The organism is Bacillota bacterium (genome assembly GCA_013178125.1).
Lineage (GTDB): Bacteria > Bacillota > SHA-98 > Ch115 > JABLXJ01 > JABLXL01.
On sequence record JABLXJ010000009.1, the window covers coordinates 72,397 to 96,721 of the forward strand.

Below are 24,325 nucleotides of genomic sequence, written 5' to 3' on the forward strand. Positions count from 1 at the left end.
CGTGCGGTCCTACACAATCCCGAGGGTATACTCAAGCAAATATGATGCCATGTAGCCTCATATGCCCCATGCTCGCCCGTCCCGCGCAACCTGCGGTCCATACGGCCCATAGGTAGCATGGGTAGGGGAACGACAAGGAAATGGGACAAAACAAAATACGGATGGGAAAAAAATTCCCATCCGCTATCGTAGATCGCACTTCCATACTGCACGCAGGGCAAACAAAAGGGTTGCCGGTGCTTGCGTGACGGGGCCTTTGAAATTTGGCAGGGCCCTCGCGCCAAATTTCAACGGAGGCGCGCCGCAAGCGCGCCGTCCCCGGAACGCAACACCGGCAACCCTTGAAAAAACGGTGATAATCTTCAAATTTACACTAATGGGCGAGCGCGCTCACCGCATCCCGGATCTGGATCGTGCTCCTCGCAAGGTCAGTAGAGGAGCTTGATTTGGCCTCCTCCAGCGCGATGCTCACCTCTATCTCACCGTACTGGGTCTTGAGCGGGACTACGAGACGCTTGATATTAACCGTCGAAATCACCGTCTTTGCGCCCATGATGAGGGTCGGCGGGGAGATGCGGCATGCATAACCGGCCTTCTCGAGCTCAGCGCTTGCTCCCCCGGTGATCACGTTCCCGATCTCGCTGATTGCGCTTTCGGCCATGCTGTCAAAGGTCTCGACCGGTTGCCCCAACATCGCGCCCACGAGGTTCCTGGCAGTCTCCTCGGACATGCTATACATAACTATGCCCCGGACCTTTCCAACAACCCCGATCATGACGGTGATATCCTTGCTTGTAAACTGCGATTCTTCAATAGAAAGATCGCCCCGGTCGATCTTGGCCTGGACCTCCGTCTGCAGTACATTAAATGCTGCGGATAAGAAAGGATTCACGAATTCCACCTTCACCGGAACTTCCCCCCTGTCTCATTTGACGCTTACTGTTCCTGCGCTCCTGCCTGCAAGAAAATCTACCTGCCTCCGATTTTGCGATAAAAAAAGGGTGATACAATTTCCAGGTCGATCTGGCTCGGATTGATTATGCTTTCAGTCGCGCCGACAAAGAGAATACCCCCGGGCTTCAGCGACCTGCTAAACTTGTGAAACACCTCGTTTTTTGCCGGCTCCGTGAAATAGATCACCACATTACGGCATAGAATCAAATCCAGGTTTGTTTCAAACTCCTCCCTGAGGAGATCCTGCTCCCGGAGGGTAACCATCCTCCTGATGGTTTCCCTGACGCGATAGCCATCGGGGTGTGGTTCAAAGAATAGCTTGAGCCGCTCAGGGCTCACGTTGACCAAGTCCCGCTCCTTGTATACACCAAGGCGAGCCACCTCCAAGATCTCGCTGTCGACATCAGTCGCTAGGATTTGATGCCTCCCGAACGGGGTTGCCTCCTTGAGAATTATGGCCACGGAATACGCCTCGCTCCCATTTGATGTGCCCGCGCTCCATATCTTCAAGCTCGGGCTCCTCTTCAGGAGGTAAGGGATGAAGACGTTTTGCAGTTCCCCGAACTTATCAGGATTCCTAAAGAACTCCGAGACATTTATCGTAAACCAGCTCTTGAACTCTTCACGCCGGGCCTCGTCCCGCTCCAGGAGCCTGGCATATGCCAGGTAGCTGTCGATCCCCAGCCTGCTCATCAAGGTCTTGAGCCTTCGCTCCATCAACGGCCCCTTGTAAGAATTCAAATCTACTCCGGTGATGGCCGAGACCTTGTGGCGGAAATAATCAAATTCGTTGAATCCCATACACCGCTTTCTCCTTCAACACCCGTTCCCCGTTTCCCCTCTGCCCGGCCGGCGTATTACCATAAATCCCATCCAGGCCTCCAGGTCGACGTTCCCAGCTAGATCCCATCCACGGCCTCCGCGATGGCGTCCGCCACGTGGTCCAGTGAAACGACCCTGTCGGCATTCCCCATTTCCACCACAGCGCGAGGCATCCCGTACACTACCGAGGTTTCTTCATCCTGAACGATCGTCCTGCCGCCGGACTTCTTCAGCATGGCCATGCCCCTGGCTCCATCCATGCCCATCCCCGTCAGGATCACACCCACGATGCGGCGCCCAAACACGGGCAAAGCGGACTCGAGGGTTATATCGATGGCGGGCCTGACCCCGTGCAGTGGAGGTCCACCGTTTAGCGCTATGGTCTTGTCTGGCGTCACGACCATATGCAGCCCCCCCGGTGCCACAATCACCTTTCCACGCGAAATCGGCTCCCCGTCCTCTCCCTCTTTGATGTCCATGAGCGAGATTTCATCAAGCCGCATAGCGAGGGACCTGGTAAAACCCGGTGGCATATGCTGGACCACCAGCACCCCGGCATCGAGGTCGCCCGGGAGGCGGGGAACTATCTCTTGTAACGCCCCGGGCCCTCCTGTCGAGCTCCCGATGATCACGAGATTCTCCGGGGGGTTCCCCGGCGTGGCCACCATCCCCGCGCCTGGAGCCCCGCCCGGGCTCCCCGGCAGCGCGCTCAGGCCGACCTCCGCGTCCTTCTTCAATAACGGGACTCGAGTCTGGGGGAAATGGCGCATCCGGTGCGGAAATAACTTCGCGCGACGCGCTATGCGTATTTTGGTTAGGAGCTGGTCCCGCACCTTCTCGATATCGAGGGAGATCGTGCCTGACGGCTTCGGCACGAAGTCGACCGCTCCAAGCCGCAGGGCCTCCATGGTAGTCTCAGCGTTCTCCTGCGTCAGGCTGCTCAGCATCACAACGGGCGTCGGCACCTCGCTCATTATGCGCTTCAGAGCCGTAAGCCCGTCCACCTTTGGCATCTGGACATCAAGCGTGACGACATCCGGGAGTAGGACCTTGATCTTCTCCAGGGCGTCGCCCCCGTCGCGCGCAGTAGCCACAACCTCCATATCAGGATCGCTTGCGACCATCTTAGATATAACCTTGCGCATAAAAGCGGAATCGTCCGCAACAAGCACTCTAATCTTTCCCATCGAGATTCCTACCGCCTCCGGGCCCCGAAATCAACCAGTAAACCTGGCTATCTATAAAGCCGGCTGGAAGGCTGGCTAGCCCACGAATTTCTTGACAGCTGCGAGAATCCTATCCGGCTGGAACGGCTTGACTACGAAGTCCTTTGCGCCAGCCTTTATGGCATCGAGAACCATCGACTGCTGGCCAAGAGCGCTGCACATAATTATCTTGGTATCATTATCTACCTTCTTTATCTCCTTTACGGCAGTTATACCGTCCATAACTGGCATGGTGATATCCATCAAGACCGCATCAGGGCGCTCGCTTATGTACTTCTCCACGGCCTCGGCGCCATTAGTCGCCTCAATTACCTCGTAACCGTTTTCTTGGAGAAGCTTCACGGCCCGCATGCGCATAAAAGCTGCATCATCCACTACAAGGATCTTGCCCATTCTTCCCCCCACCTCTGACACTTGACACTAGCGTCATCCATCAGCCATCAGGCTGTTTCAGACTGCCATCGCTTCAAACTGCTATGGTTTCAGACCTGGGTACGCCCCTCATGAGCCCTGGGATGTCCAGTATGAGGGCGACGCTCCCATCGCCAAGAATGGTGGCGCCTGCTATACCGGGAACCTCGCCGATCAGGCCGCCCAGGCTCTTCAAGACGACCTCCTGCTCACCGATGAGGGTCTCCACGGTGAGGCCAACCTCCCTGCCGCCGGTATTCACTATGACGATGAACTCATCTGCCCCGCCACACCCGTCGCCGTAGAAGGATTCCCCGAGCCTGATCAGGGGAAACACCCTATCGCGCAGGGCCACAACCTCCTGGCCCTTGACCACATGCAGCTCGCTCGAGTTCAGCTTTATGATCTCGAGGATTGACGAGAGGGGGATCGCATAGGTGCATTCGCCGATACCAACCAGGAGCGCCCTTACGATTGCAAGAGTAAGCGGCAATCTTATACTAAACGTCGTGCCCTTGCCAACCTCGGTCTTGATCTCGATCGAGCCATTTACGCGCTCTATATTCTTCTTGACAACATCCATCCCGACGCCTCGGCCCGAAACCTCGCTCACCCTCCTGGCCGTGCTCAGGCCCGGCAGGAAGATCAGCTCGAGGGCCTCGTCCCTTGACAGACGGGCCGCAGCCTCCTGGCTGATCAAACCCTTGCGAACCGCGGATTCCTGGACGCGGGTGGGATCAATGCCGGCGCCATCATCCGAGACCGTTATTAGGATTTGATTCTCCCTGTGGCAAGCCGAAAGCCTTATCGTGCCGGATGGGCTCTTGCCCGCCTTAACGCGCTCCCCGGGCGGCTCAATCCCATGATCGACAGCATTCCTCAAGAGGTGAATCAGGGGGTCCCCGATCTCCTGCAGGACGGACCTGTCGAGCTCGGTCTCCTCGCCCTCGATGATGAACTCCACCTGTTTCCCCGCGCCCTGCGCGAGATCGCGGACCATGCGCGGGAACTTCTTGAAGATGCTGTCAAGCGGCAGCATCCGGGCCTTCATGATCTCCTCTTGAAGCTGGCTCGTCGTCCGGCCTATGTGGCCCGCGGTGAGGTTCAACTCCTCAGCCAGGTCAGCAGCCTCCCCCCGGGTCGCAAGATCCTGCAGGATTTGAGCTAACCGCGTCCGGTCGATTACGAGCTCACCGACCAGGTTCATGAGCTCATCAAGCAGCTTCACGTCCACGCGCACGCTGCGGATCGCTGACGACGAGATCCGGAGACCGCCGCCCGCCGCAACCGCTCCCGGTGCCCCAGCTGCCGCTCCCGCCGCGCTGGTTGATTTCGACTCCGCTGCCCCGGATCCGGGCTCGGATCCGGGTGCGCCCGCCGTCGCAGGCCTTGTCGCAACTGGTTCGGGTATGATGCCCCCCTCGCCCACCTGGAGGCGGCGAATGTCTACCTTCGTAACATCGGGGATCGCGACAACGGCCTGGCGTAGGGCCTCACGCGGGGCCTGTGTCAGAAATAATACCTCCAGGTGATTGCCGACCCTCTCTTCCTCGATTTCATCGAGGCTGGGGCTGGACTCAACAACCTTACCGTTCTCGCCCAGGGCGAGGATCACCTGGTATGCCCTGACCGCTGGCATTATGCTATCAGGAGCGAGCTCCACGGAGATCCGCAGAGCCTCGTAACCATCCTTAACCCCCTGGCGCAGCTGCTCCTGGACGCTCTCGCTGGATTCGCCCTCCATCACCTGCTCTTCCGACCCGGGCGGCACTGTCGCACCGTATTCACCGGGCCCGGCAGCGACCAGGGCCGCCTGCGTAACCGGCGCAACCTCCGCGACCGGTGCGCCCGATACGCCCGATGCAGTCGGTGCAGCCGCCACAACTGGTACCCCTCCTACAGCTTGTACACCTAGCGCGGCCGGCGCAGGGGCGACCGTGACCCCGTCCGCAGGGCTGAGCTCTCCACGTTCCACGACCTGCCTGAGCCTGGCAAGCGTGACCCCGAGCAGCTCGACCGCGGCCTCCTCTCCCGTCCTCACCTCGTCAACGAGCGCCCGCATAAGGTCGAGCGACGAGAATAATAGGTCGACAAGGCCCCCCACCACCTCGATCCGGTGGCTCCTGAGCCTATCAAACACCCCCTCGACAGCGTGCATGAGCGCTGTGAGACGCTGGTGGCCCAGGGTCGCAGCGGACCCTTTGAGAGTGTGAGCTGCGCGGAATATCTCCTGGAGGAGATCCTCATTATCGGATTCATCCTCGAGACGCAAAATATCCCTCTCGAGAATGTCAAGGAGTTCTTCCGCCTCGTCCAGGAATACCTTAGTTTCCTCGGGGGTTAAATTCCCATCAAACTCCATAGATATCTCCCCCGCTATTACGCTTCTTCAACCTCCGCAAGCTCGTCAACTTCCCTTTTATCGAGGAGCCTGCTCATGTTGAGAAGGATGATCAGCCTCTCCTCGAGTCGCGCGATCCCCTCTATGAACTGGGCATCAACATCCACGACGATGGACGAAGGGGGCTCAATGGAATCCGAAGGTATCCTGAGCACCTCCGAGACTGCATCCACAACGACTCCAAGCGTATGTTCGCCGATCTCCACCACGACGATCCTCGTGTCTCTCGTGTGCTCCACAACGGGCAGCTCAAATCGCTTGCGAAGGTCGATCACCGGTATGACGTTCCCGCGCAGGTTTATTATCCCCTCAATGAAATCGGGCGCCCGCGGGACCCGCGTAATCCGCTGGACGGTAATAATCTCGCGCACGCTGCTGATATCAATGCCGTAATCCTCATCGCCGAGCTTGAAGACAACGAGCTGCCTCTCCACCGCTTCCATTCCCGCTGCTGTAGCCTCTCCCACGCTTATCCCCCCGTTCTCCCCGAATTACCTTACCACACCACTTGCCTTTCTCTGCTCGACTAACCGGTCAGACTTTGCCTGTCCAATCGCTTAAACCGTGAACTGGTTCGCCACTGCGCGCAATTCCTCGCTGAGCTGGGCCAAGGACTTCGCGGCGGCCGCCACTTCGTTGATGGACGCCGTCATTTCCGCAACCGAGGCCGAGACCTCCTCCGCTGCTGCTGCGCTCTCCTCCGAGATTGCGGCTATATTCGCGATATCCTGCTCGACCCGCTCGCTATTCCTGGCCATGGCCCGGGTTGCCTCCAGGTTAGCCCGGGCTATGCTCGCGATCCTATCCACTGCCTTGCTCACCCGGGATGCGCCCTCATTGAGGCCCTCGGTGAACGCGGCAACCTGCTCCAGGCTTTTCTGGCCCTTGGCTGTGACATCCAGTATCGCCTCGAGGGCCTTGCCGGCATCCCTGGCGAGCGCGGAGCCATTCCGCACCTCCTCGGTGCCCTTGACCATCGCCTTGACAGCATCCTGGATGCCGCCGGTAATATGGCTCAGAAGCCCCGCTATCTCCTTTGTGGCCCTGGACGAGCGCTCCGCGAGCTTGCGCACCTCGTCGGCGACCACGGCGAAGCCGCGGCCGTGCTCGCCGGCGCGCGCAGCCTCAATGGCAGCGTTCAACGCGAGCAGATTTGTCCGCTCCGCTATATCATCGATGACCTCGATTATCGTGCCGATCTGCTGCGATTGCTCACCCAGTTGATTTATCCTCGAGGCTGCATCCGCAACGACCTTCTCAATTCCGGACATATTGGCGACGACCTTGCTCACGGCCTCGCTCCCCGCCGCCGCGCTCCGATCGTTGGCCGAGGCTGCTGCGGCTGCCTCCTGGATCATGGAAACTGCCCTGTGGATGTTTTCAACCATGTCTTCCACGACCGCGACCGCCTCAGACGCGCCGGCGGCCTGCTCCTCTGCGCCCCTTGCAATCTGCGCGATCGCGCCCCCCATCTCCGATGTGGCCCCGGACGTTGCCTGGGCCGCGGCAGATTGCTCGGTCGCCCCCTTAGCGACCTGTTCGATCGATGCCGCTATCTGCTGGGTGCTCTTCACGGCCTCGTCCATCGACGCCGACAGCTGCTCGCCTGACGCCGCAACCCGGCCGGCGATGTCCATGCTCTGGCGAATGATGCCCCGCAGGCTCCCCACGAACTGGTTGAACGCCCCTGCGAGCTGGCCTGTCTCATCGCTGCTCTTAACCCTTATCTCCTTTGTAAGGTCTCCCCCACCGGCCGCGATGGCCGCCAGCTGGTCCTTTATCGCCAGAATCGGCCTGGCAACTGCGCTGGTGAGCAGGAGGACGACTATAAACGTCGCAAGAAGCCCGACCACAACCAGCATTAGTGAGCTGGAGGCCAGCTTACGCGCCTCATGCGTAATCTCGTGCTCGGGAACAGTCAGCGCCAGCGACCAGCTGGTATTGGGGACGGGCGCGTGGACCAGCATCATCTCGGAGCCAGCACCCCCAGTGCCGCCCGGGCTCAGGCTGTAGCGGGCTATGCCGCTCTTGCCGGCGACCATCTCCTTTACAGCACTGGCGAGGCGGGCATCCTTGCTTTCCAGCAGGTTGCCGCGGAGATGCGCATCTTTCTCGCTCCCGCCCGCTATCAGGCTTCCATCGCCGCCCACGAGGTAACTCTGGCCGGTTTCCCCGAGTTTAATATCGGCAATAATCTTAGCAAAGGACTTCAATGAAATCAGGCCAACCAGGACGCCATTGATAGCACCGAAGGTGCCGTTTATTGGGACCGCGATGGCTATCATGGAGCCGCCTATGCTCTTGAAGCTTACCACATCCGAGATGTAGGGCGTCCCCGAAAGCGCCTTCTTGAAATATTCTTCGTCCCCTATATTCCCAACGGCCTCCAGCGGGTCCCGGTATGTCCCATCAGGGCCCGCTATCACGACCATTTCATAATTGCCGAGCGTCGGCAGGATCGCCCTGAGGTACGGCCCCTGCTGGCTCCAATCCATCGATTGAATCGCCGGCATCGAAGCCAGGAAGTTCATCTCTACCAGCCGGGCGGAAAGCCACTCGCTGACGTTTTGAGCCCCCAGCCTGGCTAGCTTCAACCCGGATTCCTCCGTCTCGCCAGTCAGGAGGCCGGCGGCGGTTCGATAATTGAGGAATGTAATAGAGCCCATTGATATGATAATAATGGCAAGGATAACCAAGAGAAGCCTTGTTTTTATGCTCTTCATTTTTTCCCCTCGCCTCCCTGACCTTCCCCGTCCGTCCACCGATTCACCCTCTTACCTAACTTATATCGGCATATTCGGGCGAAGGCTTTAGCCAAATCTAACAAAAACGTCCTAACATGCGGGTCTGCCTGCGGGGGAAAAATAAATTGGGGGTGAGTAAGTATGGGTCGGAACCGCAGCATTGTCTCGGATGAGGTGAAATACGAGATCGCACGCGAACTCGGTTTCGCTGATAAAATCAAGGTAGATAATGGCGCCTACGACTACAGCGATATCACCACCAGGGAGGCTGGCCTCATCGTCCGGGGCCTCATTCAAAAGGCCGAGGAAATGATGGCCAACCAGATGAGGAGGTAAGGGTCTTTCGACCCTTGCCCCCCTTCACTTCTTCAGCCTGTAACTCTTCGCGCCACCAGGCTGTGCGCCGCTATCCCGCCCTGCCTCCTGCCTCGCTCTACCTAGCCCTCCATTCGAGCTCTACTGTGGCTCTGCCGGGCTCTGTTTAAGCTGTCGGGCTCTATTCAAATGGATTGATGATGAGCTTTGCATCGGCCTCGTCTTCTTCGTGCTCGTCTTCATCGCGTCTAAAAACACCGATGCTTCTAGAAACTAGTTTATAAACAAAGGGGATATCGAGGAGGCGCTTGCCGCTCTCAATGGCGAGCGCCGTCGCAAGGCAACATTTGGCCTCATATTCGTATTTATCATCGACGTGCAGCAACATGTAGGCCATTTCCTCAAACCGGTATTTAAAACGCCGGCGGCCCTCGTTTTTGAAGAGCTCCTCCGCCGCATCCGCCAGGATACGCTCAACTCGCTCATTACGAGTCATAGGATCCACGACGATGACACCCCGCAAGGCCTCTTCAGCCTTCTCACTATATTTCCAGGCTATCTCAGGCTCAAGGCCCCAGCTCGCAAATACCCCCTTGAATTTCTCCATAGTTATTGAATCCGAGCTTCTTGGATCTAATAGCCCGGCCGCGCCCTCTAAAAGGCTCTTATCCTGGAAGACGGCGCCCGCATCGAGCTCCGAATATACCGGATGCCGGTCGTATGCGGATCTCCTGTCCCCTATGGCCTCCTTCCAGAGCGCATACGCCTCGGGGAATCTGGTCTGCGTCTCTTCGTTTCTCCTGGCAGCGTCCTGCACCGCAAAGAGGCAGTATTCGGGGTCGATATCGATTACAGGGAATCCCCCTCCCTTCCCTGCATCAATTTCCCTCTGGAAGCCTCGCTTGCTTTTGGGCCCCAGAAATCCCTCTACTATGCCCGCGGTTTCATTGATGAGAAAGTCGGCAGCCACAGACCTGCCCGGGTACGGCCGTATAAAGGCGTAAACTATGCGATTCCCATCGCAATCGATAACCGTAGCCGCGGCCTTTATAATCTTCCCCATCCTCTCCCGATCCCGGCTCTTCTCCTTGTCTCCGGCCGGCGGCGCCTGCACCAGGGCGGCTGCCTCGTCCTGAGCCTGCAGCGCCGGCTCGATCCCCCATGATTTCAACTGAAAAAGCGCCCTTCTGGCCTCCTTGCGGAGGGACTTAGCGCCGGGGCTATCGGCGGGACCGCCCGCGATGCCAGCTAGCCTGTCAGCGCTCGAAGTGGATTTTAGATAGCCCAGGGCCCCGGCGGCTGCCAGGGCGACCCTGAGCGACTGCGGATCCTCGGAATCCGCTCGATCCACGAGGGAGCCTAAAAATCCCAGTGCCTTGTCGTGTGCGGCCGCATCACCGTTGCCACCTTCGGCGACGCGCCTCAACCTGGCCCGGAGCTCCTCCTCAGGCATAGAACGGAAGTCATCAATATCAAACTCAAGACCAAAGCCGGGATTTTCAGTCTCCTGGACATCCTGGATATCCTTGGATTCCTGATTTTCCCTTTCCTGATTCTCCTCCATAAACACCCTTCCTAAGAAAAATCCCTGCCAGACATTATGTCTTGCCGGATTTTACGTCTTGCTTGTCCCATTGGCTTCGCTGAATCGCCTCATTATGGCGGCGTTGATCTCCTCTCTAGCCTTGGAGGTTATGGGATACGCAACATCCCGGAATTCGCCGTCCGGCGACTTCTTGCTCGGCATCGAAACGAACAAGCCCTTCGGACCTTCGACAATGCGGATATCCTTCACAACGAATGCACCATCAAGGACTATCGAGGCAACCCCTTTTGTCCTCCCCTCACCGTTTAGCTTCCTCACGCGCACCTCTGTAATATTCATCGAAATGTACACCCCCACAGCAAGAATTTGATAGATTGATGGAATATATATTCCATATAATGTATCAAAATCCTGCTTATGGAAGAAAATATCTATTGACCTTCGACAACCCACTGGCTAGGCCTTACTATCGCCCTCTTGGCCTCCTCATCCACGCCCTCGAGGACCATAAGGGACACGAAATCCGAAACCAGCTTCTCCCGGGGCTCGGCGGTGGCTATGAGCACACCGATGCCGACGGTCTCCGCCCCGAACTCCCGCACGAGATCGCTCAGTCCCTTTGCGCTGCCGCCGCCCTTCATGAAATCATCGATAATGAGCACCCTCGCCCCCTCGGGTATGGCGCGCCGGGCGAGCGACATCGACTGGAGCCTTTTCGTTGACCCCGAAACGTAATTGATGCTGACTATCGGCCCCTCCGTGACCTGGCTGTCGCGGCGGGCGATGGCGAGGGGCACGTTAAATGCCGCTGCCGTCATAAACGCTGGAGGTATACCCTTCGTCTCGACCGTCAGGACGCAGTCGGGCATAACACCGGCGAACGTGCTCGCAAAGACGCGGCCAGCCCGCGTCATATGAGAAGGGGAAAACAAAAGGTCTGTCATGTAGACAAACCCTCCCGGCAGGATCCTCTTGGGACTGGCGAGCTCTTCGCAGAAGTCCCGGACCACTCCGGCGATCTCGTCCCCCCAGAGATAAGGGATGAACCGGACACCCCCTCCAGCCCCGGCCACAGTCTCGATCTTTCCCAGCCGGAGGTCTTCAAAGGCGCGCTTTATAATGGCTACATCCTCGCTGATGCTCGACTTCGCGGCGTTGAAAGCCTCCGAAAAACGACCCAGAGGGATCAGGGAGTGGGGGCGGTCGATCAAATCCTTGGTTATAGCTACGAGGCGTTCACTCCTGGGCAGCTTTCCCATAACGAACTCTCCATCGCCTTTCGCTTCTGGCTTATTACCCCTCGCTCAGCACCCAGACCGCTGCCCGGCGCCTGCGCTGCTGGCGGCCGCGCCACCAGAACCCGCGCTACCGGCACCTGCGCTGCCGGCTCTCGCGCCACCGGCGCTCACGCTGCCCAGCACGGACCTGGCAAACTCCAGGTGGGCAGGTTTATCAACATCCATAGCAATCTCGGCATAGGGCGTGAAAACGCCCGAGCCCTTGAGGCCTGTAAGGCGGTGAAATCGCTCCTCGATATCCCTGACGCGGAGTGTTCCAAAAAGGAATTTAACGGCGCACCTGACCCCGAGAACGGAGAGCATCAGCCATGGCTTCTTGCGAGAGACCACGGCCATATCCACGAGCTTTCTACACTTATCGATAGCGGCAGGGCGGACAACCATGACGTTCCCGCCCGTGAGGACCCCATCCGCGATCTTCATATACGTCCGTTTAATGCCAGAGAAGCGGGCGTCGTTCGTTTCCTTTGTGACCACCGAATAACAAATATCCGAATCCAGCTTCTCACACCGCTCCAGGAAGTCCTCGACCGCCCCGGAGGTAAGGAGTGGCAGGTCTCCGGTGGCAACGAAGACCCTGTCCTGTGCGCCGGCTCCAAGCTCCCTGACCCCTATATCGAGGTTCTCCAGGATGGACCGGCCCCGGTTCGCAAAGCGAACCCTGCCTGCGGGTATGTGCTCGTCTATGAGACCTGGCGCACTCTCGAGGGCCTCCCCGGGGCCGACAACCACGATATTCCCTATGCCCCTCGCGCCTGCGATCGCATCGATCACATAACCCACCATGGGCTTCCCGTTTATCTCTATCAACGCCTCATACCTGGCCGGGTCAAGGTCCTTCAGAGGGCCTTCATTATCCGCGCCGGCTAGAATCACCGCATCCACCATGCCTGCTCTCCCCCTCTCCCGACGCATTCTCTTTCCTTAACCATCACCCCGGCCGGTGCTGCACCGCATACAAATACCCGGACGCCGGCACCAGATGCACCAGATACAGATGTGCCCGCGATACCAGTATCTCTGGAGATGTCTCTGGAGGATATCTCCTCGCGTACCCGTAAGGCGCTCTCCCTGCTCCGCACCAGGCCTATAACCGCGGGACCGCTACCCGACATCACAGCTCCAAGCGCGCCCCGGGCCACCAGCATCTCCTTTATCCGCGCGATCTCCGGGTTTCGCCGGGCCGTTACCGCCTCGAGCGCGTTCCACAGCGCTCCCGCGAGCCCCTCTATATCCCTGGACCGGGCCATCTCTATGGCCTTCGCCGTGTTTGACCCGCGCGGCCTGTACGTAGCTGCGGTTGCAGCTGCAGCTGCGGCGGGGCCGCAACTCGCGGAAGCTGCAACCGCGCCGCAAACCGAACTACCGCGATCACCCGGCCCACCGGGATTACCTGATTCACCGGGGTCACCTGGTTCACCGGGGTTGCCAGGATCGTCGAGGCTGCCGGGATCGCCGAGGAGGACATCAAATTGCCTGTACACATCAGCGGTCGACACCTTGATCTGCGGCACGACAAGCACAAACCAGGCGCCCTCCAGCGGCGGCAACTGCTCGATGAATTCGCCTTTACCCCGGGCCACGGCGGTCCCCCCCGTGAGGCAAAAGGGAACATCAGCCCCAACCCTGGCGCCGATCTCCACCAATTCGCTTGCCTGCAGGCCAAGGCCCCAGAGCTCGTTGAGCCCGAGAAGCGTTGCGGCCGCGTCAGCGCTCCCACCTGCGAGGCCGGCTGCAACGGGAATCCTCTTGTGGATCTGGATACGCGCACCGCGCGCACCCAATCTCGCGCCGCACGAGGTGGCAAGAGCCAGAGCGGCCTTAGCCGCCAGGTTCGTGCTATCCGCCGGCACATCAGGGGAATCCGACCATATCTCGATGCCCGGCCCGCCATCGCTGACCCTCACGATGTCCGCGAGGTCAACGGATTGCATCAAACTCTCGATCTCGTGATAGCCGTCAGGACGTCTGCCGAGGATGTCGAGGGTCAGGTTGACCTTTGCCCTGGCGGCCAGCAAAATATGTCCCATGCGTAGTCCCGCTAACTCCTTGACGGCCCTTTTAACCGCCTTCCTCCGACTAACTCTGCAACCTCCAGCCCTTCAACTAGCTTTAATTGGCTATTTCTCGGGAAATTCCTGCCGGGTTCTAGCGCCTGAGCCCAAAAAGTCTCGCGAAGAAATTCCTTATGCCCCTGAATATAACAACAAGGATATTGGCCCTGCTCACATCCTCCCCTGCAACTACATCGATCTTCGCGAGCTCCTTGCCTTCGAGGGATATTGTATATTCGCCCACCTTCTGGCCCTTCTTGACCGGTGCGGTCAATCTCTGCTGCTTGAAGGCCTTATCTATAAAATCCTCTTTGCCCCTTTCAACAACTACGCCGAAGTCGGCCTGGACTATCGCGGGCACCGTCTCCTTCGTCCCTCTAGCGACCTTCGCGTCAGCGACCTTATCTCCCTTTTTCGCAATGGGAACCCGCACAAAATTCCTGAAGCCGTAGTCGAGAAGCTTGATCGATTGAGTAACCCTTGCCTCGTCGCTATCCGCCCCAAGAACAACCGAAATCAGGCGGAAATCATCGCGCCTGGCCGTTCCCACGAGGCAGTAACCCGCCTCCTCGGTCATGCCGGTCTTCAGGCCGTCGGCCCCGCGATATCTCCTTATAAGTTCATTTGTATTCTTCAAGGGATACACACCATCGGGCACCGCCGGGCGCGGGATCTCAGTAAGCCACTGCGATGTCCATTCCAGGACCTTAGGGTGCTTCAGGAGCTCGCGAGCCATGACTGATATATCATATGCGCTGCTGTAATGATCAGGGTCAGGGAGGCCGTCAGGATTGACGAAATGGGTATCCTTCATGCCGAGCTGTTTTGCGCGTTCGTTCATCATTGCTACAAAGTCATCCTGACTCCCCGCTATGTATTCAGCGACGGCCGTCGAAGCATCGTTGGCGGAGACGATCGCTATGGCCTTCATCATATCCCCGAGGGGCATCTCCTCCCCCTCTTTGAGCCATATCTGGGAGCCGCCAATCGAGCTTGCGTAGGTGCTTGTCCTGACCGTGTCTGTCAGCTTGATCTTTCCGGCCTCGACCTCCTCCATGACGAGGAGCATCGTCATGATCTTAGTTATGCTGGCGGGAGGGACCCTCATGTGGGTATTCTTCTCATATAGAATCTGACCGGTGACGGCGTCGATCAGGATCGCCGCTTTCGCATCGATCGATGGCTTATACGCGTGAGCTCCCGGAGAGGCGAGCAGATTAGCTACAAAGAAGCTGGCAATGAAGATGAGTATGAGTCCGAACGTGATGGTACGGCTTGTTGTAAGCATCTTATCGGCTCCTTTCGTCTTTACCAGTTAATATCACCTGTTTGCTGGGGCGTTATGCACTCTCTGGAAGATATTTCATGGCATAGCCTCCTACTGGGCCCGGGTCCACCCTCACCCGCGCCTATACCCACGCCTACGCCTACCGTCTCATAATCCGTAATTCATATGGCCCACCATTCCCTATCCCTATCCCTATCCCTATAGCCTATCGTCTCCTATACACCCTATACCTTTTCTACAGACCACGGAGATGACCCAATTACTTCCAGAGGCATTTTCATTCTTTGGGGCGCCGCAGAGCGGCATGGGAGTCTACCTCGGAAATGAATATTATCCCAACTAAAGTCATTTCCATTCTCTGGCGGTGCCGCTAATATGACATGTAGGCCTTACCATAAGCTGCTACACTCGCATACGCCATATACACTTTCCCCATGGAACCTACCCGCCGCCCGTGGCGGCCGGTATACGATACGCATATGATATAGGCGAGAGCTTCCGGCTGGCTGGTGTCGCCAGGATACAGGGCTGCGCCAAGTTGAGTTGGGCTGGAATTCTACAAATTCCACATAATTGTTCCATCTACTAACTACTATCTACTGTATCGTTCTACTATATCGTTCCATCTACTTACTATAGTTTAACAGAGGCGCGCAAGCCATCGCAATACTCGCCGGCAATAACCGGCAATGCCGCGATAATGTAAATTATAGGATGTTCGGGAGGGGAGCGAAAATGGGTAGATCACCGCAGAAACCGCGTGTATTCAAGCGAGGCGACAGGGGGCCAATGATAGTCGAGGCCCAGGAAAGGCTGGCGAGGCTGGGTTTTGATGCCGGCCAGGCCCAGGGGTATTTCGGCTCCAGGACCTATGAGGCGATCAAGGCCTTCCAGGAGGCCCATGGGCTCGAGGTAACATGCGAGCTGGACTCCCCAACCTGGAGGAAGCTCTTTGATCTCACTGACCCGGAGGACTACCCTGAGGGTTTGATGACTCCCGGAACTCCCGGAGCGGGCGAGCCATTGCTTCGGGGATGGGGGCCCCAAGTGGGAAAAAAGGTACAGAATGACGCGGCGAAACGGGCCATCGTCATAAGTGTGACCGAGCACGCCCTCGGGCTTTTTGAGGAAAATACCCTCACACGCAAGTACCCGGTCGCCGTCGGTAAACCTTCAACCCCAACGCCCCTCGGGAGCTTCAGGGTGATCGAGAAGGTCATGAATCCGGGAGGCATGCTCGGTACAAGGTGGATGGCCTTTACATATGAGATGCACGGTATACACGGCACAAATCACCCCGAGCTGATTGGGCAGGAGGTATCCAACGGGTGCGTGAGAATGCACAATGAAAATGTCGAGGAGCTATATGACATGGTCCAGGTGGGGACGCCCGTCGTGGTAATCCAGGGGGCTGTAGAGGCCTGGCCGGGGGCAGGGACGGCAGCAGGAGGGACCGGCGCAGGGACCGACGCCGGCGGGGCGAGCGGAGCTGGTGGGACCGGGGGAACTGATGGAACCGGACGTCAAGGTGCGAGCGTGGGAGCCGGAGCCGGCGTTGGAGCGGGCGTAGGTGCAAATGCAGGCCCCGGTGCGAGTCCAGGGACGGAGACAGGCACGGGGACGGGGAAGCCGGCCCCCAAGGATTCAAACGAGCCGTCAGGGTGGGATGGCAATAGCGGCGGCGCACAGGTTTCCAGAACATATACCGTGCAGCCCGGCGACACCCTGTGGAAGATCGCAATGCAGTTTGGGACGACGGTGGATGCCTTGACGAGGCTGAATGGCATCAAGAATCCGGATTTGATCTATCCGGGGCAGGTTCTAAGGGTAGGGTAATACTCCTAACCTCATATGACACATCTGACACATCTCTTTTTATTGACAAATTCATAGCAGCGTGCTATCTTTAAATTGATGTATACATTATATCTACTATGATGTATACATACTGACTTCGAGGTGAGTACAATGGCTTTGAAACGAAAGCAAATCTACCTGGATGAAAAGAGCGACGAGCTCCTGAAGAAATGGGCGAACCTCAAAGATGTCTCGGAGGCTTCTATTATTCGCGAGGCGGTGAACTCCTATCTTGTAAATCTGGAGCACCAAGATACCCCCAAGGGACCTGATGACCCTCTCATCCATATTGTGGGTATGTATGAAGGCGAAATTCCACCCGATGTGGCCATAAACCACGATAAGTACATCTATCGAAAGAGCCAAGGAAGTGGAGAGATTGATGAATGATGGTCTTCGTTGATACCTCAGCATGGGTTTCCCTGATTGCTAAGAAAGATCCATATCATGAGGAGGTCGCCCGCAAATGGAGTGAGTTGTTGGAGCATAATGCGGGGCTCGTAACCTCCAGCGATGTTTGCTCCGAAACCCTCACGCACCTCCGCTACAATGCAGGACACAGTGTAGCGTTATCATTTTACCGTTCTCTCAAATCCGCTCAGGCCCAAAACCGGATACTGATCGATTGGGTGAGCCCCGCTATATTCGAGAAGGCCTGGAATCTATTCCAGCGCTACGATGACCAAGTTTTCTCTATGGTAGACTGTACAAGCTTTATAATCTGCAAGAAAAGGCGCATCAAAACAGCGCTTACTCTGGACAAGCATTTCATTATTATGGGCTTCGAGGCAATCCCAAATCCAGGTAGTAACATGCGGTCTTCTCGCCTGTGACCAGATCCCGGGCGAGGTGCCTCAGTAAAAAATTGATCAACATGGGAAGGAATTTGCCGGCGGGCGTCGAAGTAACTAAATTGAGCGAAACGTTTGTCTAAACATTTCCCCCTTGCGTAGCCTTGCATAGCAGAACATCGCTTGCACGGCAAAAAGGGCATCGCGAGAGAGGCGAGGGGACAACCCTCGCCAAAAACAAAGCGGATCCAAGACCAAAAACGGATCACGGACAAAGAGCGAGACAATCTCCGGAGGAGCTGACATCTAGCAAAACGTTTGTCCGATAGCCAATTATCAACAACCCGATAACCGATTATCAACTAATCGCCAACTAATCACCGACCAATACCAACTGATCAATGCCGGAGCGTGACGGAGCGCCATGGCCACCATGAAAGATGTAGCAAAAAGAGCCGGGGTCTCGGTATCCACGGTCTCACATGTCCTCAGCGAGACGAAGTACGTAAGCCCCAGACTCCGGGAGAGCGTCCTCAAGGCGATGCGCGAATTGAACTACCAGCGCAATCAGATCGCGAGAAGCCTGAAGCGCAACCGTTCGGAGGTTATAGGGCTCATAGTTCCCGACCTGACCACCCCGTTCTTCACATCCATAGTGGACGGGGCCGAGAGGGTCGTGGACGCTAATAGTTACAGCCTGATCTTGGGGAACTCGAGGGGGCTCCACGCAAAGGAGCTCCAGTACCTGACGGTGTTCGCCGAGCGATGCGTGGAAGGCCTGCTGGTGACATCATGCGGCGGCATCACCTCCAACCGTGTTATAGAGCTCAGGTCGTCCGGGATCCCGGTGGTGCTCATCGACCAGTTCCTTCCCGACTGCGAGGCGGATTCGGTGCTGACAGATAGCAGGGAGGCGATCATCAAGGGGATAGGTTACCTGGCGGCGCTCGGGCACCGGCGGATCGCGACGATCTCAGGGCCTGTGGAGCGGGGCTTTTTCACATCGAAAGAACGGCTCGAAGCCTACCTGGAGGGCTTGAGGAGGTATGGGCTGGAGGAGGACTCGAATCTGATCCTAAACGGCGGGTTCTCGAAGCCCGGCGGCAAACGCGCCATGAAGCAGTTGATCGGGTCAGATAACCTGCCTACTGCTGTGTTCATTGCCAATGGCCTCATGACCATAGGGGCTATCGAGGCCCTCGAAGAGGCCGGCCTCTCTGTCCCCGGGGATATCTCCATCCTGGGTTTCGATGATATACACGACTGGTTCCCCGGGATGAGGACATCGATAACGACATTTCGCCAGCCTTCGTTTGAGATGGGCGCCCAGGCCGCCGACCTGCTCTTTCGCAGGATTCGCGGGGAGAGCAAGGACGCGCCGCCAAGGTCGGTAAGGCTGCCCGTCAAGTTCATCGTGCGCGATTCGTGCGCCCCGCCCCGGGAGAGGACCCTCGAGGTCAGGGCCGGCACTTGAGTCAAAGTCGTGAGGTGAGATTCACGCCTGAGCCAAGGCCGAAAGATAGGCACTTGGCATCCGGATCAAGGTCGCGAGGTGAGCGGTTGGATCAAGATAACAAAGTGAGCGCTTGAGATTCGGGGCCCGGCGCCCTAAAAGGGATCATGCCCGGCGGCTAAACGGGGTCAAATCACGAGATTAGATCACGAGATCAGATCATAAGGCGAGGAGAATACAGAATGATTCCACAAGCCAGCATAAATAAGACTTTGCCGTATCGCACTATCCATCTGGATTTTCACACCTCCCCTGAAATCACGCCAATTGCCGGGGATTTCGACCCGGCGGATTTTGTCGAGACGCTGCGCTCGGCGCACGCCAATTCCATCACCTGCTTTGCCCGCTGCCACCACGGCATGTGCTATTACCCCAGCAAGGTGGCGCCCGTGCACCCGGGCCTGAGCCGTGACCTACTGGGCGAGATGATCGAGGCGTGCCACAGCGCGGGAATGAGAATCCCGGTTTATACCACGGTAGTGTGGGATGAGTATTCAGCCGCCAACCATGCGGACTGGCTCCAGGTGGACGAGGAAGGCAAGCTGGTCGGGCGCCCTCCGTTTGGCAACGGGTATTCACAGTGGCGCTACCTCTGCATGAATAGCCCCTACGTCGATTACCTCGCCGCCCATGTGGAGGAGTTGGTGAGGGCCTACGACATCGATGGGCTGTTCTTCGATATAACATTCCAGCACACGCCTGGCTGCGTGTGCAACCATTGCATGGCGAGCATGAGGAAACTGGGACTGGACCCGGAAAGCGAGGCCGACCGCCGGAAGCACACCCTCATCGTCGAGCGCAATCTTATGAAGCGCATGACCGACCTGGTGTGGGACATCAAGCCGGGGATTGATATATTCTTCAATGGACGCCTGCGCCTCACCCCCCAGGTCCAGAACGGAATACGTCCCGAGGCCGGTTACTTCAGCCACTTTGAAATCGAATCGCTCCCATCGGGCCAGTGGGGCTACGACCACTTCCCGATGTATGCCAGATACTACAAGAACCTCGGGAAGGAGATCCTCGGTCACACAGGCCGTTTCCACAAGTCCTGGGGGGACTTCGGCGGCCTGAAAAACAGGGCGGCGCTGGAGTATGAGTGCTTTAGAATGCTCGCGCTTGGCGCGAAGTGCTGCATCGGCGACCAGCTGCACCCGGGCGGCCGGCTGGATGCCGCCGCGTATGAGAGGATAGGCCAGGTTTACGCATCGGTCGAGAAGAAAGAGCCATGGTGCAGGGACTCTGTCCCCCTGGCCGAGGTAGGCGTCCTGATAAGCGAGTCGACCAGGTCCAACGAGGGCGCCCTGCGGGTGCTCCAGGAGTGCCACTACCAGTTCGACTTCATCGACGAGGAGAGCGACCTGGGGAAATACCGGGTCATCGTAGCGCCGGATAGGGTGTCATTCTCGGAGGGATTGGCCGGCAAGCTGAGGGACTATCTCAGCAGGGGCGGCGCGATGCTCCTTAGCTACAAGTCGGGTCTCGATGAGGAGAGGTCCGCCTTCGTCCTCCCGGAGATGGGCGTGAGTTACCTGGGGGATGCCCCATATTCACCCGATTTCATCCGGGTCGACAAGGCTAAGGCGCCAATCGCGCGCGGGATCGAGGATATGGACCACGTGATGTACGAGCGCGGGCTCGAGGTGAGGCCCGGGGCTGGCACAGAGACCCTGGCCCGGGTGGCGCACCCGTACTTCAACCGGACGTATGAACACTTTTGCTCTCACATGTATTCGCCCGTCGCCAAACTCACCGATATCCCGGCGGCGACGCGAAGCGGCAATGTTATCTATATCGCGAGCCCGATCTTTGCGGCCTATAGAAAACACGGCAACCTCGTATACAAGCGGATCGTGGAAAACTGCTTGAGGCTGCTCTTGCCCTCGAAGATGGTGGAAAGCAACCTGCCTTCCACCGCGGAAGTGATGCTCCACAGACAGGGCGACCGCGCCGTGCTCCACATCCTTAATTACATTCCTCAGCGGCGCGCCGAGTCAATAGACCTCCTGGAGGACGTGATTCCCCTCCACGATGTGAAACTGGAGGTGAGGCTCTGGTTCGAGCCCAGGAGGGTTTATACCGCCCCGGCCTTGACGGACCTGGAGTTTGAGGCTGCGGGAAACAGCGGAAACAGCATCTCCGTGACGGTCCCAGTGGTCGAGGGGCACCAGATGGTGATCTTCGAGTAGCCAGATGATCCGGTCGAGAAATACGGGATATATGAGTTTAATTTAGGAGATGGGTAGGAGATAGAGTTCTATGATATCAAGTATCAAGCACCCCGACCAGGTATGGACCCACCGGGACGAACAACACACCAGTCTGAATCAAGAAACTGAGAGGGGGGATACGAGCGGGAGGCTGATTTATCTCAACTTTAATGCGGGCTGAATAGTTGTGTAATTTCCTGTAGTTTCCTAAAAAATGATTTCTTCATAATGGAATGGCCTAAAAAGAGAAGAGACAGAAACAAAATCATTAGGAGGGAAAACCGATGACCAGGAAAGGTATATTTGTATGGCTATTTGTTGTGCTGATAATAGGCTTAATGTCCAGCAGCGCAGCGTTGGCGGGGAAGGTCTCCATTAGAATTACAGCTATCCCTGGTCCTACAGCAAAAGCTATAGAGGCAAACGCCCAACTGTTTATGAAGAAGAATCCAGATATTAATGTGGTAGTTGACATAGCGGGAGGCGCGGAAGAAGTTTATAAGCCCAATTTCCCTGTCATTGCTGCCTCTCCGGATCGCCCTGACATGGCTTGGTACTGGGTCGACGGCAGGCAATACCAGGACATGGTGAAAGCCGGCCTGTTGGAACCCTTGGATGACCTGTATGCGAAGGAAGGCTGGTTCAAGAGCCTGCCGGAATCCACTATAAAGAAATATACGAGCCCTGATGGACATCTATATGCCGTTAACCAGGACATCGTCTGGTATCCTCAGGTTTACTATAATAAAAAGATCTTTAAGAATCTAGGTATTCAATCCCCGGCGACCCCTTATATGGCCTATGCATCACTAAATGAATGGTATGCAGTAATAAACAAAATAAGAGGCGCTGGCTACCAGCCGGTAAGCTATGGAGGCAAAGAGGGGTGGATCATCGGCCATACACATGATGCCTTGCTCCAGAGGATGATCCCTCAAGATTTGCTAAATGATCTATATGAGAACTGGAGATCGGGGTCGAAGCCAAAGGTCAGATACACCGATGAAGTATGGACACAGGTTGACAGGATGCTCCTTGAGTGGGCGAAGAAAGGCGTGTTTGCCGACGGATTTATGGGGCGCAGCTACCCTGAAGGCCGTATGCTTTTTGTCCAGGGCAAGGCAGCAATGTATCAAGATGGTTCCTGGGCTGTGGGGATACTACGTAATGAGGCCCCGAATCTTGACTTTGGATGGATGCTCTATCCGAAGATAAAGAAGGAAATCGATCCTAAGTTCCTCCTTTATGCTGGAAACGGCATAATGATTCTTAAAGGGACGAAGCACCTTGATGCGTGCAAGAGATTCCTCGCCTTCATTCTCAGTAAAGAGGGCCAAGAGAATATGATGAAAAACGCCCAGCTGATCCCCAGCAGGATGGATGTCGACCCGAACGTTATCAAGAAGATGGCGGACCCGCTGGTCTACGAGATGTGGCTCAAGCTCCGTTCAATTGGCACTTCAACGGGTTGGGACGATCCCGTACCTGCGGAACCTGCTGAAAGGAGTTTCATACTGTTCCAGGAGTTGCTTACCGGCACCCGGACCCCTGAGTCAGTGGGGAAGGAATTAGAGGATATTGTAGAAAAACTTAGGACGAAGAAGTAGTATAAAGAGGCCTCCCCACCACGAACCCTTCCTGGGAGAGATAGTGGGGAGGCCCCTATTGATCTGTCCATATCGGTGCATGCTACTCTGACATTCTTCCAGGATGGAGGCATTACTTCTATGAATGCTCCTAACCGTGCTTCAAACCGTTCTCTCTTTCTCAGTCGGGGGATAATTACCCCTTATCTATTTGTGGCCCCTGCCTTCTTGTTGATTATAGTTTTCATATTTTATCCTGTAATAGAAAGCTTCGCCCTCAGTCTTTATAATTGGACGGGCATCAGCAAGAAAACCTTTGTCGGATTCGATAATTTTAGAGAGCTTTTGAGAGATCAGGTGTTTTGGCTGGCGATCAAAAACAACCTGGCTTTTACCCTGCTTACCACCGCCGGGACGGTGTTCCTCGGCTTCTTTCTCGCGGTTGCCATAGAAAGACGGTTGCGGGGATGGCAGTTCTACAAGATTGTCTATTTCCTCCCGGTTATGATGTCCACGACCGTGGTAGGGCTCCTATGCGGCCGTATCCTTGATCCAACATTGGGATCGGTTAATCTACTCCTAAAGGGACTGGGAATTTCATCTCCCCCATTTTGGTTGGGCAACCCTAAAATAGTGTTGCTTTCTATAATCGCAATTACTATATGGCAATATGCCGGTTTCCCAATGATCGTCCTTCTTGCCGCCATGGAGAACATCCTCCAGGAGATACACGAGGCAGCTACTATCGATGGAGTCAACAACTGGCAAAGAATTTGGTACGTGACCTTCCCCCTCATAAGGCCGGTGTTTTTCATGATTACCATTCTACAGGTCATCTTCTCTTTCAAGGTATTTGATATCGTCTGGGCTATGACCCAGGGTGGGCCGGGGGATTCATCAATCGTGCTTGGCGTTTACCTCTATAAAACCGCTTTTAGATATACCAAATTTGGTTATGGCTCAACAATAGCCCTGGCGATGCTCATGATTATCGTGCCGCTTTCGCTCCTCTACTTGAGGATCACCAGGCTGGAGACCGTAGAAATCGAGTAATGGGGGGATGATGAGTTGATAAGTCACAGGCAGGCCGTGAACAGGAGGATATCTTATTCGTTGATTTATATCCTGCTGGCGTTTTGGGCCGTTTTGGAATTATACCCTATTCTATTCTTGTTCATAACTTCCATGAAGACCGACGCCGAGATAATAGGGAATATATTGGGGATTCCGCGGGCCCCAACCTTCAGGAATTTTGTTGTAGCATGGAGAGGTGGGAGCCTGAGCGTTCCCATCAGTAGATATTTCTTAA

21 protein-coding genes and 3 pseudogenes are annotated in these 24,325 nt (G+C 56.5%); 10 read left to right on the top strand and 14 right to left on the bottom strand.

All coding sequences use genetic code 11. From position 1 onward, the window contains the following. Window positions 1-373: 373 nt before the first annotated feature. From HPY71_09270 to HPY71_09300, 7 genes are all read right to left on the bottom strand, one after another. On the bottom strand, window positions 374-907 hold the full coding sequence (locus HPY71_09270) for a chemotaxis protein CheX (protein NPV53701.1): 534 nt from the start codon (window positions 905-907) through the stop codon (window positions 374-376). Window positions 908-969: 62 nt separating this feature from the next. Continuing rightward, window positions 970-1,755 carry a protein-glutamate O-methyltransferase CheR gene (locus tag HPY71_09275; protein NPV53702.1) on the bottom strand — a complete coding sequence of 262 codons (786 nt, stop codon included), beginning with the start codon at window positions 1,753-1,755 and terminating at the stop codon, window positions 970-972. 98 nt (window positions 1,756-1,853) lie between these two features. After that, a complete protein-coding gene (locus HPY71_09280; protein ID NPV53703.1) occupies window positions 1,854-2,963 on the bottom strand; it encodes a chemotaxis response regulator protein-glutamate methylesterase in 1,110 nt (369 codons plus the stop codon). A 75-nt stretch (window positions 2,964-3,038) separates the two neighbouring features. Continuing rightward, on the bottom strand, window positions 3,039-3,395 hold the full coding sequence (locus HPY71_09285) for a response regulator (protein NPV53704.1): 357 nt from the start codon (window positions 3,393-3,395) through the stop codon (window positions 3,039-3,041). A 73-nt stretch (window positions 3,396-3,468) separates the two neighbouring features. Beyond that, the gene (locus tag HPY71_09290; GenBank protein NPV53705.1) at window positions 3,469-5,775 is read right to left on the bottom strand and encodes a chemotaxis protein CheA; all 2,307 of its coding nucleotides are present in this window, start codon (window positions 5,773-5,775) and stop codon (window positions 3,469-3,471) included. Between the two features lie 17 nt (window positions 5,776-5,792). Continuing rightward, on the bottom strand, window positions 5,793-6,257 hold the full coding sequence (locus HPY71_09295) for a chemotaxis protein CheW (GenBank protein ID NPV53706.1): 465 nt from the start codon (window positions 6,255-6,257) through the stop codon (window positions 5,793-5,795). 114 nt (window positions 6,258-6,371) lie between these two features. Continuing rightward, window positions 6,372-8,537, bottom strand: a complete 2,166-nt coding sequence (locus HPY71_09300; GenBank protein NPV53707.1) for a HAMP domain-containing protein — start codon at window positions 8,535-8,537, stop codon at window positions 6,372-6,374. Between the two features lie 162 nt (window positions 8,538-8,699). On the opposite strand from HPY71_09300, the gene HPY71_09305 reads away from it, so the two are divergent. After that, a complete protein-coding gene (locus HPY71_09305) occupies window positions 8,700-8,894 on the top strand; it encodes a small, acid-soluble spore protein, alpha/beta type (GenBank protein NPV53708.1) in 195 nt (64 codons plus the stop codon). 160 nt (window positions 8,895-9,054) lie between these two features. On the opposite strand, the gene HPY71_09310 is transcribed toward HPY71_09305, so the two are convergent. The 6 genes from HPY71_09310 to HPY71_09335 form a co-directional block, all read right to left on the bottom strand. Next, entirely contained in the window at window positions 9,055-10,437 is a 1,383-nt protein-coding gene (locus HPY71_09310; protein NPV53709.1) for a hypothetical protein, read from the bottom strand. A gap of 51 nt (window positions 10,438-10,488) precedes the next feature. After that, complete coding sequence (gene spoVG / locus HPY71_09315) at window positions 10,489-10,758, bottom strand: septation regulator SpoVG (protein ID NPV53710.1); 270 nt, start codon at window positions 10,756-10,758, stop codon at window positions 10,489-10,491. 92 nt (window positions 10,759-10,850) lie between these two features. After that, complete coding sequence (purR, locus tag HPY71_09320) at window positions 10,851-11,678, bottom strand: pur operon repressor (GenBank protein ID NPV53711.1); 828 nt, start codon at window positions 11,676-11,678, stop codon at window positions 10,851-10,853. A gap of 45 nt (window positions 11,679-11,723) precedes the next feature. After that, window positions 11,724-12,605, bottom strand: coding sequence for an NTP transferase domain-containing protein (locus HPY71_09325; GenBank protein NPV53712.1), 882 nt, complete (start codon window positions 12,603-12,605; stop codon window positions 11,724-11,726). Further along, window positions 12,590-13,747, bottom strand: a complete 1,158-nt coding sequence (gene ispE / locus HPY71_09330) for a 4-(cytidine 5'-diphospho)-2-C-methyl-D-erythritol kinase (GenBank protein ID NPV53713.1) — start codon at window positions 13,745-13,747, stop codon at window positions 12,590-12,592. The genes HPY71_09325 and ispE overlap by 16 nt, the downstream gene beginning before the upstream one ends. A 118-nt stretch (window positions 13,748-13,865) precedes the next feature. After that, window positions 13,866-15,059: a D-alanyl-D-alanine carboxypeptidase gene (locus HPY71_09335; protein NPV53714.1), complete on the bottom strand. Its 1,194-nt coding sequence runs from the start codon at window positions 15,057-15,059 to the stop codon at window positions 13,866-13,868. Between the two features lie 714 nt (window positions 15,060-15,773). Between HPY71_09335 and HPY71_09340 the strand changes: the two are divergent. Together HPY71_09340 and HPY71_09345 are read left to right on the top strand one after the other, a co-directional pair. Then, a pseudogene (locus HPY71_09340) lies at window positions 15,774-16,010 on the top strand (peptidoglycan-binding protein). Window positions 16,011-16,049: 39 nt separating this feature from the next. Next, window positions 16,050-16,460, top strand: a pseudogene (locus tag HPY71_09345) (L,D-transpeptidase). Window positions 16,461-16,486: 26 nt separating this feature from the next. Here the strand turns inward: HPY71_09345 and HPY71_09350 are convergent. Continuing rightward, window positions 16,487-16,579, bottom strand: a pseudogene (locus HPY71_09350) (DUF2242 domain-containing protein). A gap of 16 nt (window positions 16,580-16,595) precedes the next feature. On the opposite strand from HPY71_09350, the gene HPY71_09355 reads away from it, so the two are divergent. From HPY71_09355 to HPY71_09385, 7 genes are all read left to right on the top strand, one after another. Continuing rightward, window positions 16,596-16,895, top strand: coding sequence for a LysM peptidoglycan-binding domain-containing protein (locus tag HPY71_09355; GenBank protein NPV53715.1), 300 nt, complete (start codon window positions 16,596-16,598; stop codon window positions 16,893-16,895). 138 nt (window positions 16,896-17,033) lie between these two features. Beyond that, window positions 17,034-17,306, top strand: a complete 273-nt coding sequence (locus HPY71_09360; protein ID NPV53716.1) for a hypothetical protein — start codon at window positions 17,034-17,036, stop codon at window positions 17,304-17,306. Continuing rightward, window positions 17,303-17,749, top strand: a complete 447-nt coding sequence (locus HPY71_09365; protein NPV53717.1) for a PIN domain-containing protein — start codon at window positions 17,303-17,305, stop codon at window positions 17,747-17,749. The genes HPY71_09360 and HPY71_09365 overlap by 4 nt, the downstream gene beginning before the upstream one ends. 382 nt (window positions 17,750-18,131) lie before the next feature. Next, a complete protein-coding gene (locus tag HPY71_09370; protein NPV53718.1) occupies window positions 18,132-19,181 on the top strand; it encodes a LacI family DNA-binding transcriptional regulator in 1,050 nt (349 codons plus the stop codon). 221 nt (window positions 19,182-19,402) lie between these two features. Continuing rightward, a complete protein-coding gene (locus HPY71_09375) occupies window positions 19,403-21,409 on the top strand; it encodes a beta-galactosidase (GenBank protein ID NPV53719.1) in 2,007 nt (668 codons plus the stop codon). Between the two features lie 305 nt (window positions 21,410-21,714). After that, the gene (locus HPY71_09380; GenBank protein ID NPV53720.1) at window positions 21,715-23,037 is read left to right on the top strand and encodes an extracellular solute-binding protein; all 1,323 of its coding nucleotides are present in this window, start codon (window positions 21,715-21,717) and stop codon (window positions 23,035-23,037) included. 120 nt (window positions 23,038-23,157) lie between these two features. Further along, window positions 23,158-24,069, top strand: a complete 912-nt coding sequence (locus HPY71_09385) for a sugar ABC transporter permease (protein NPV53721.1) — start codon at window positions 23,158-23,160, stop codon at window positions 24,067-24,069. Window positions 24,070-24,325: the final 256 nt, after the last annotated feature.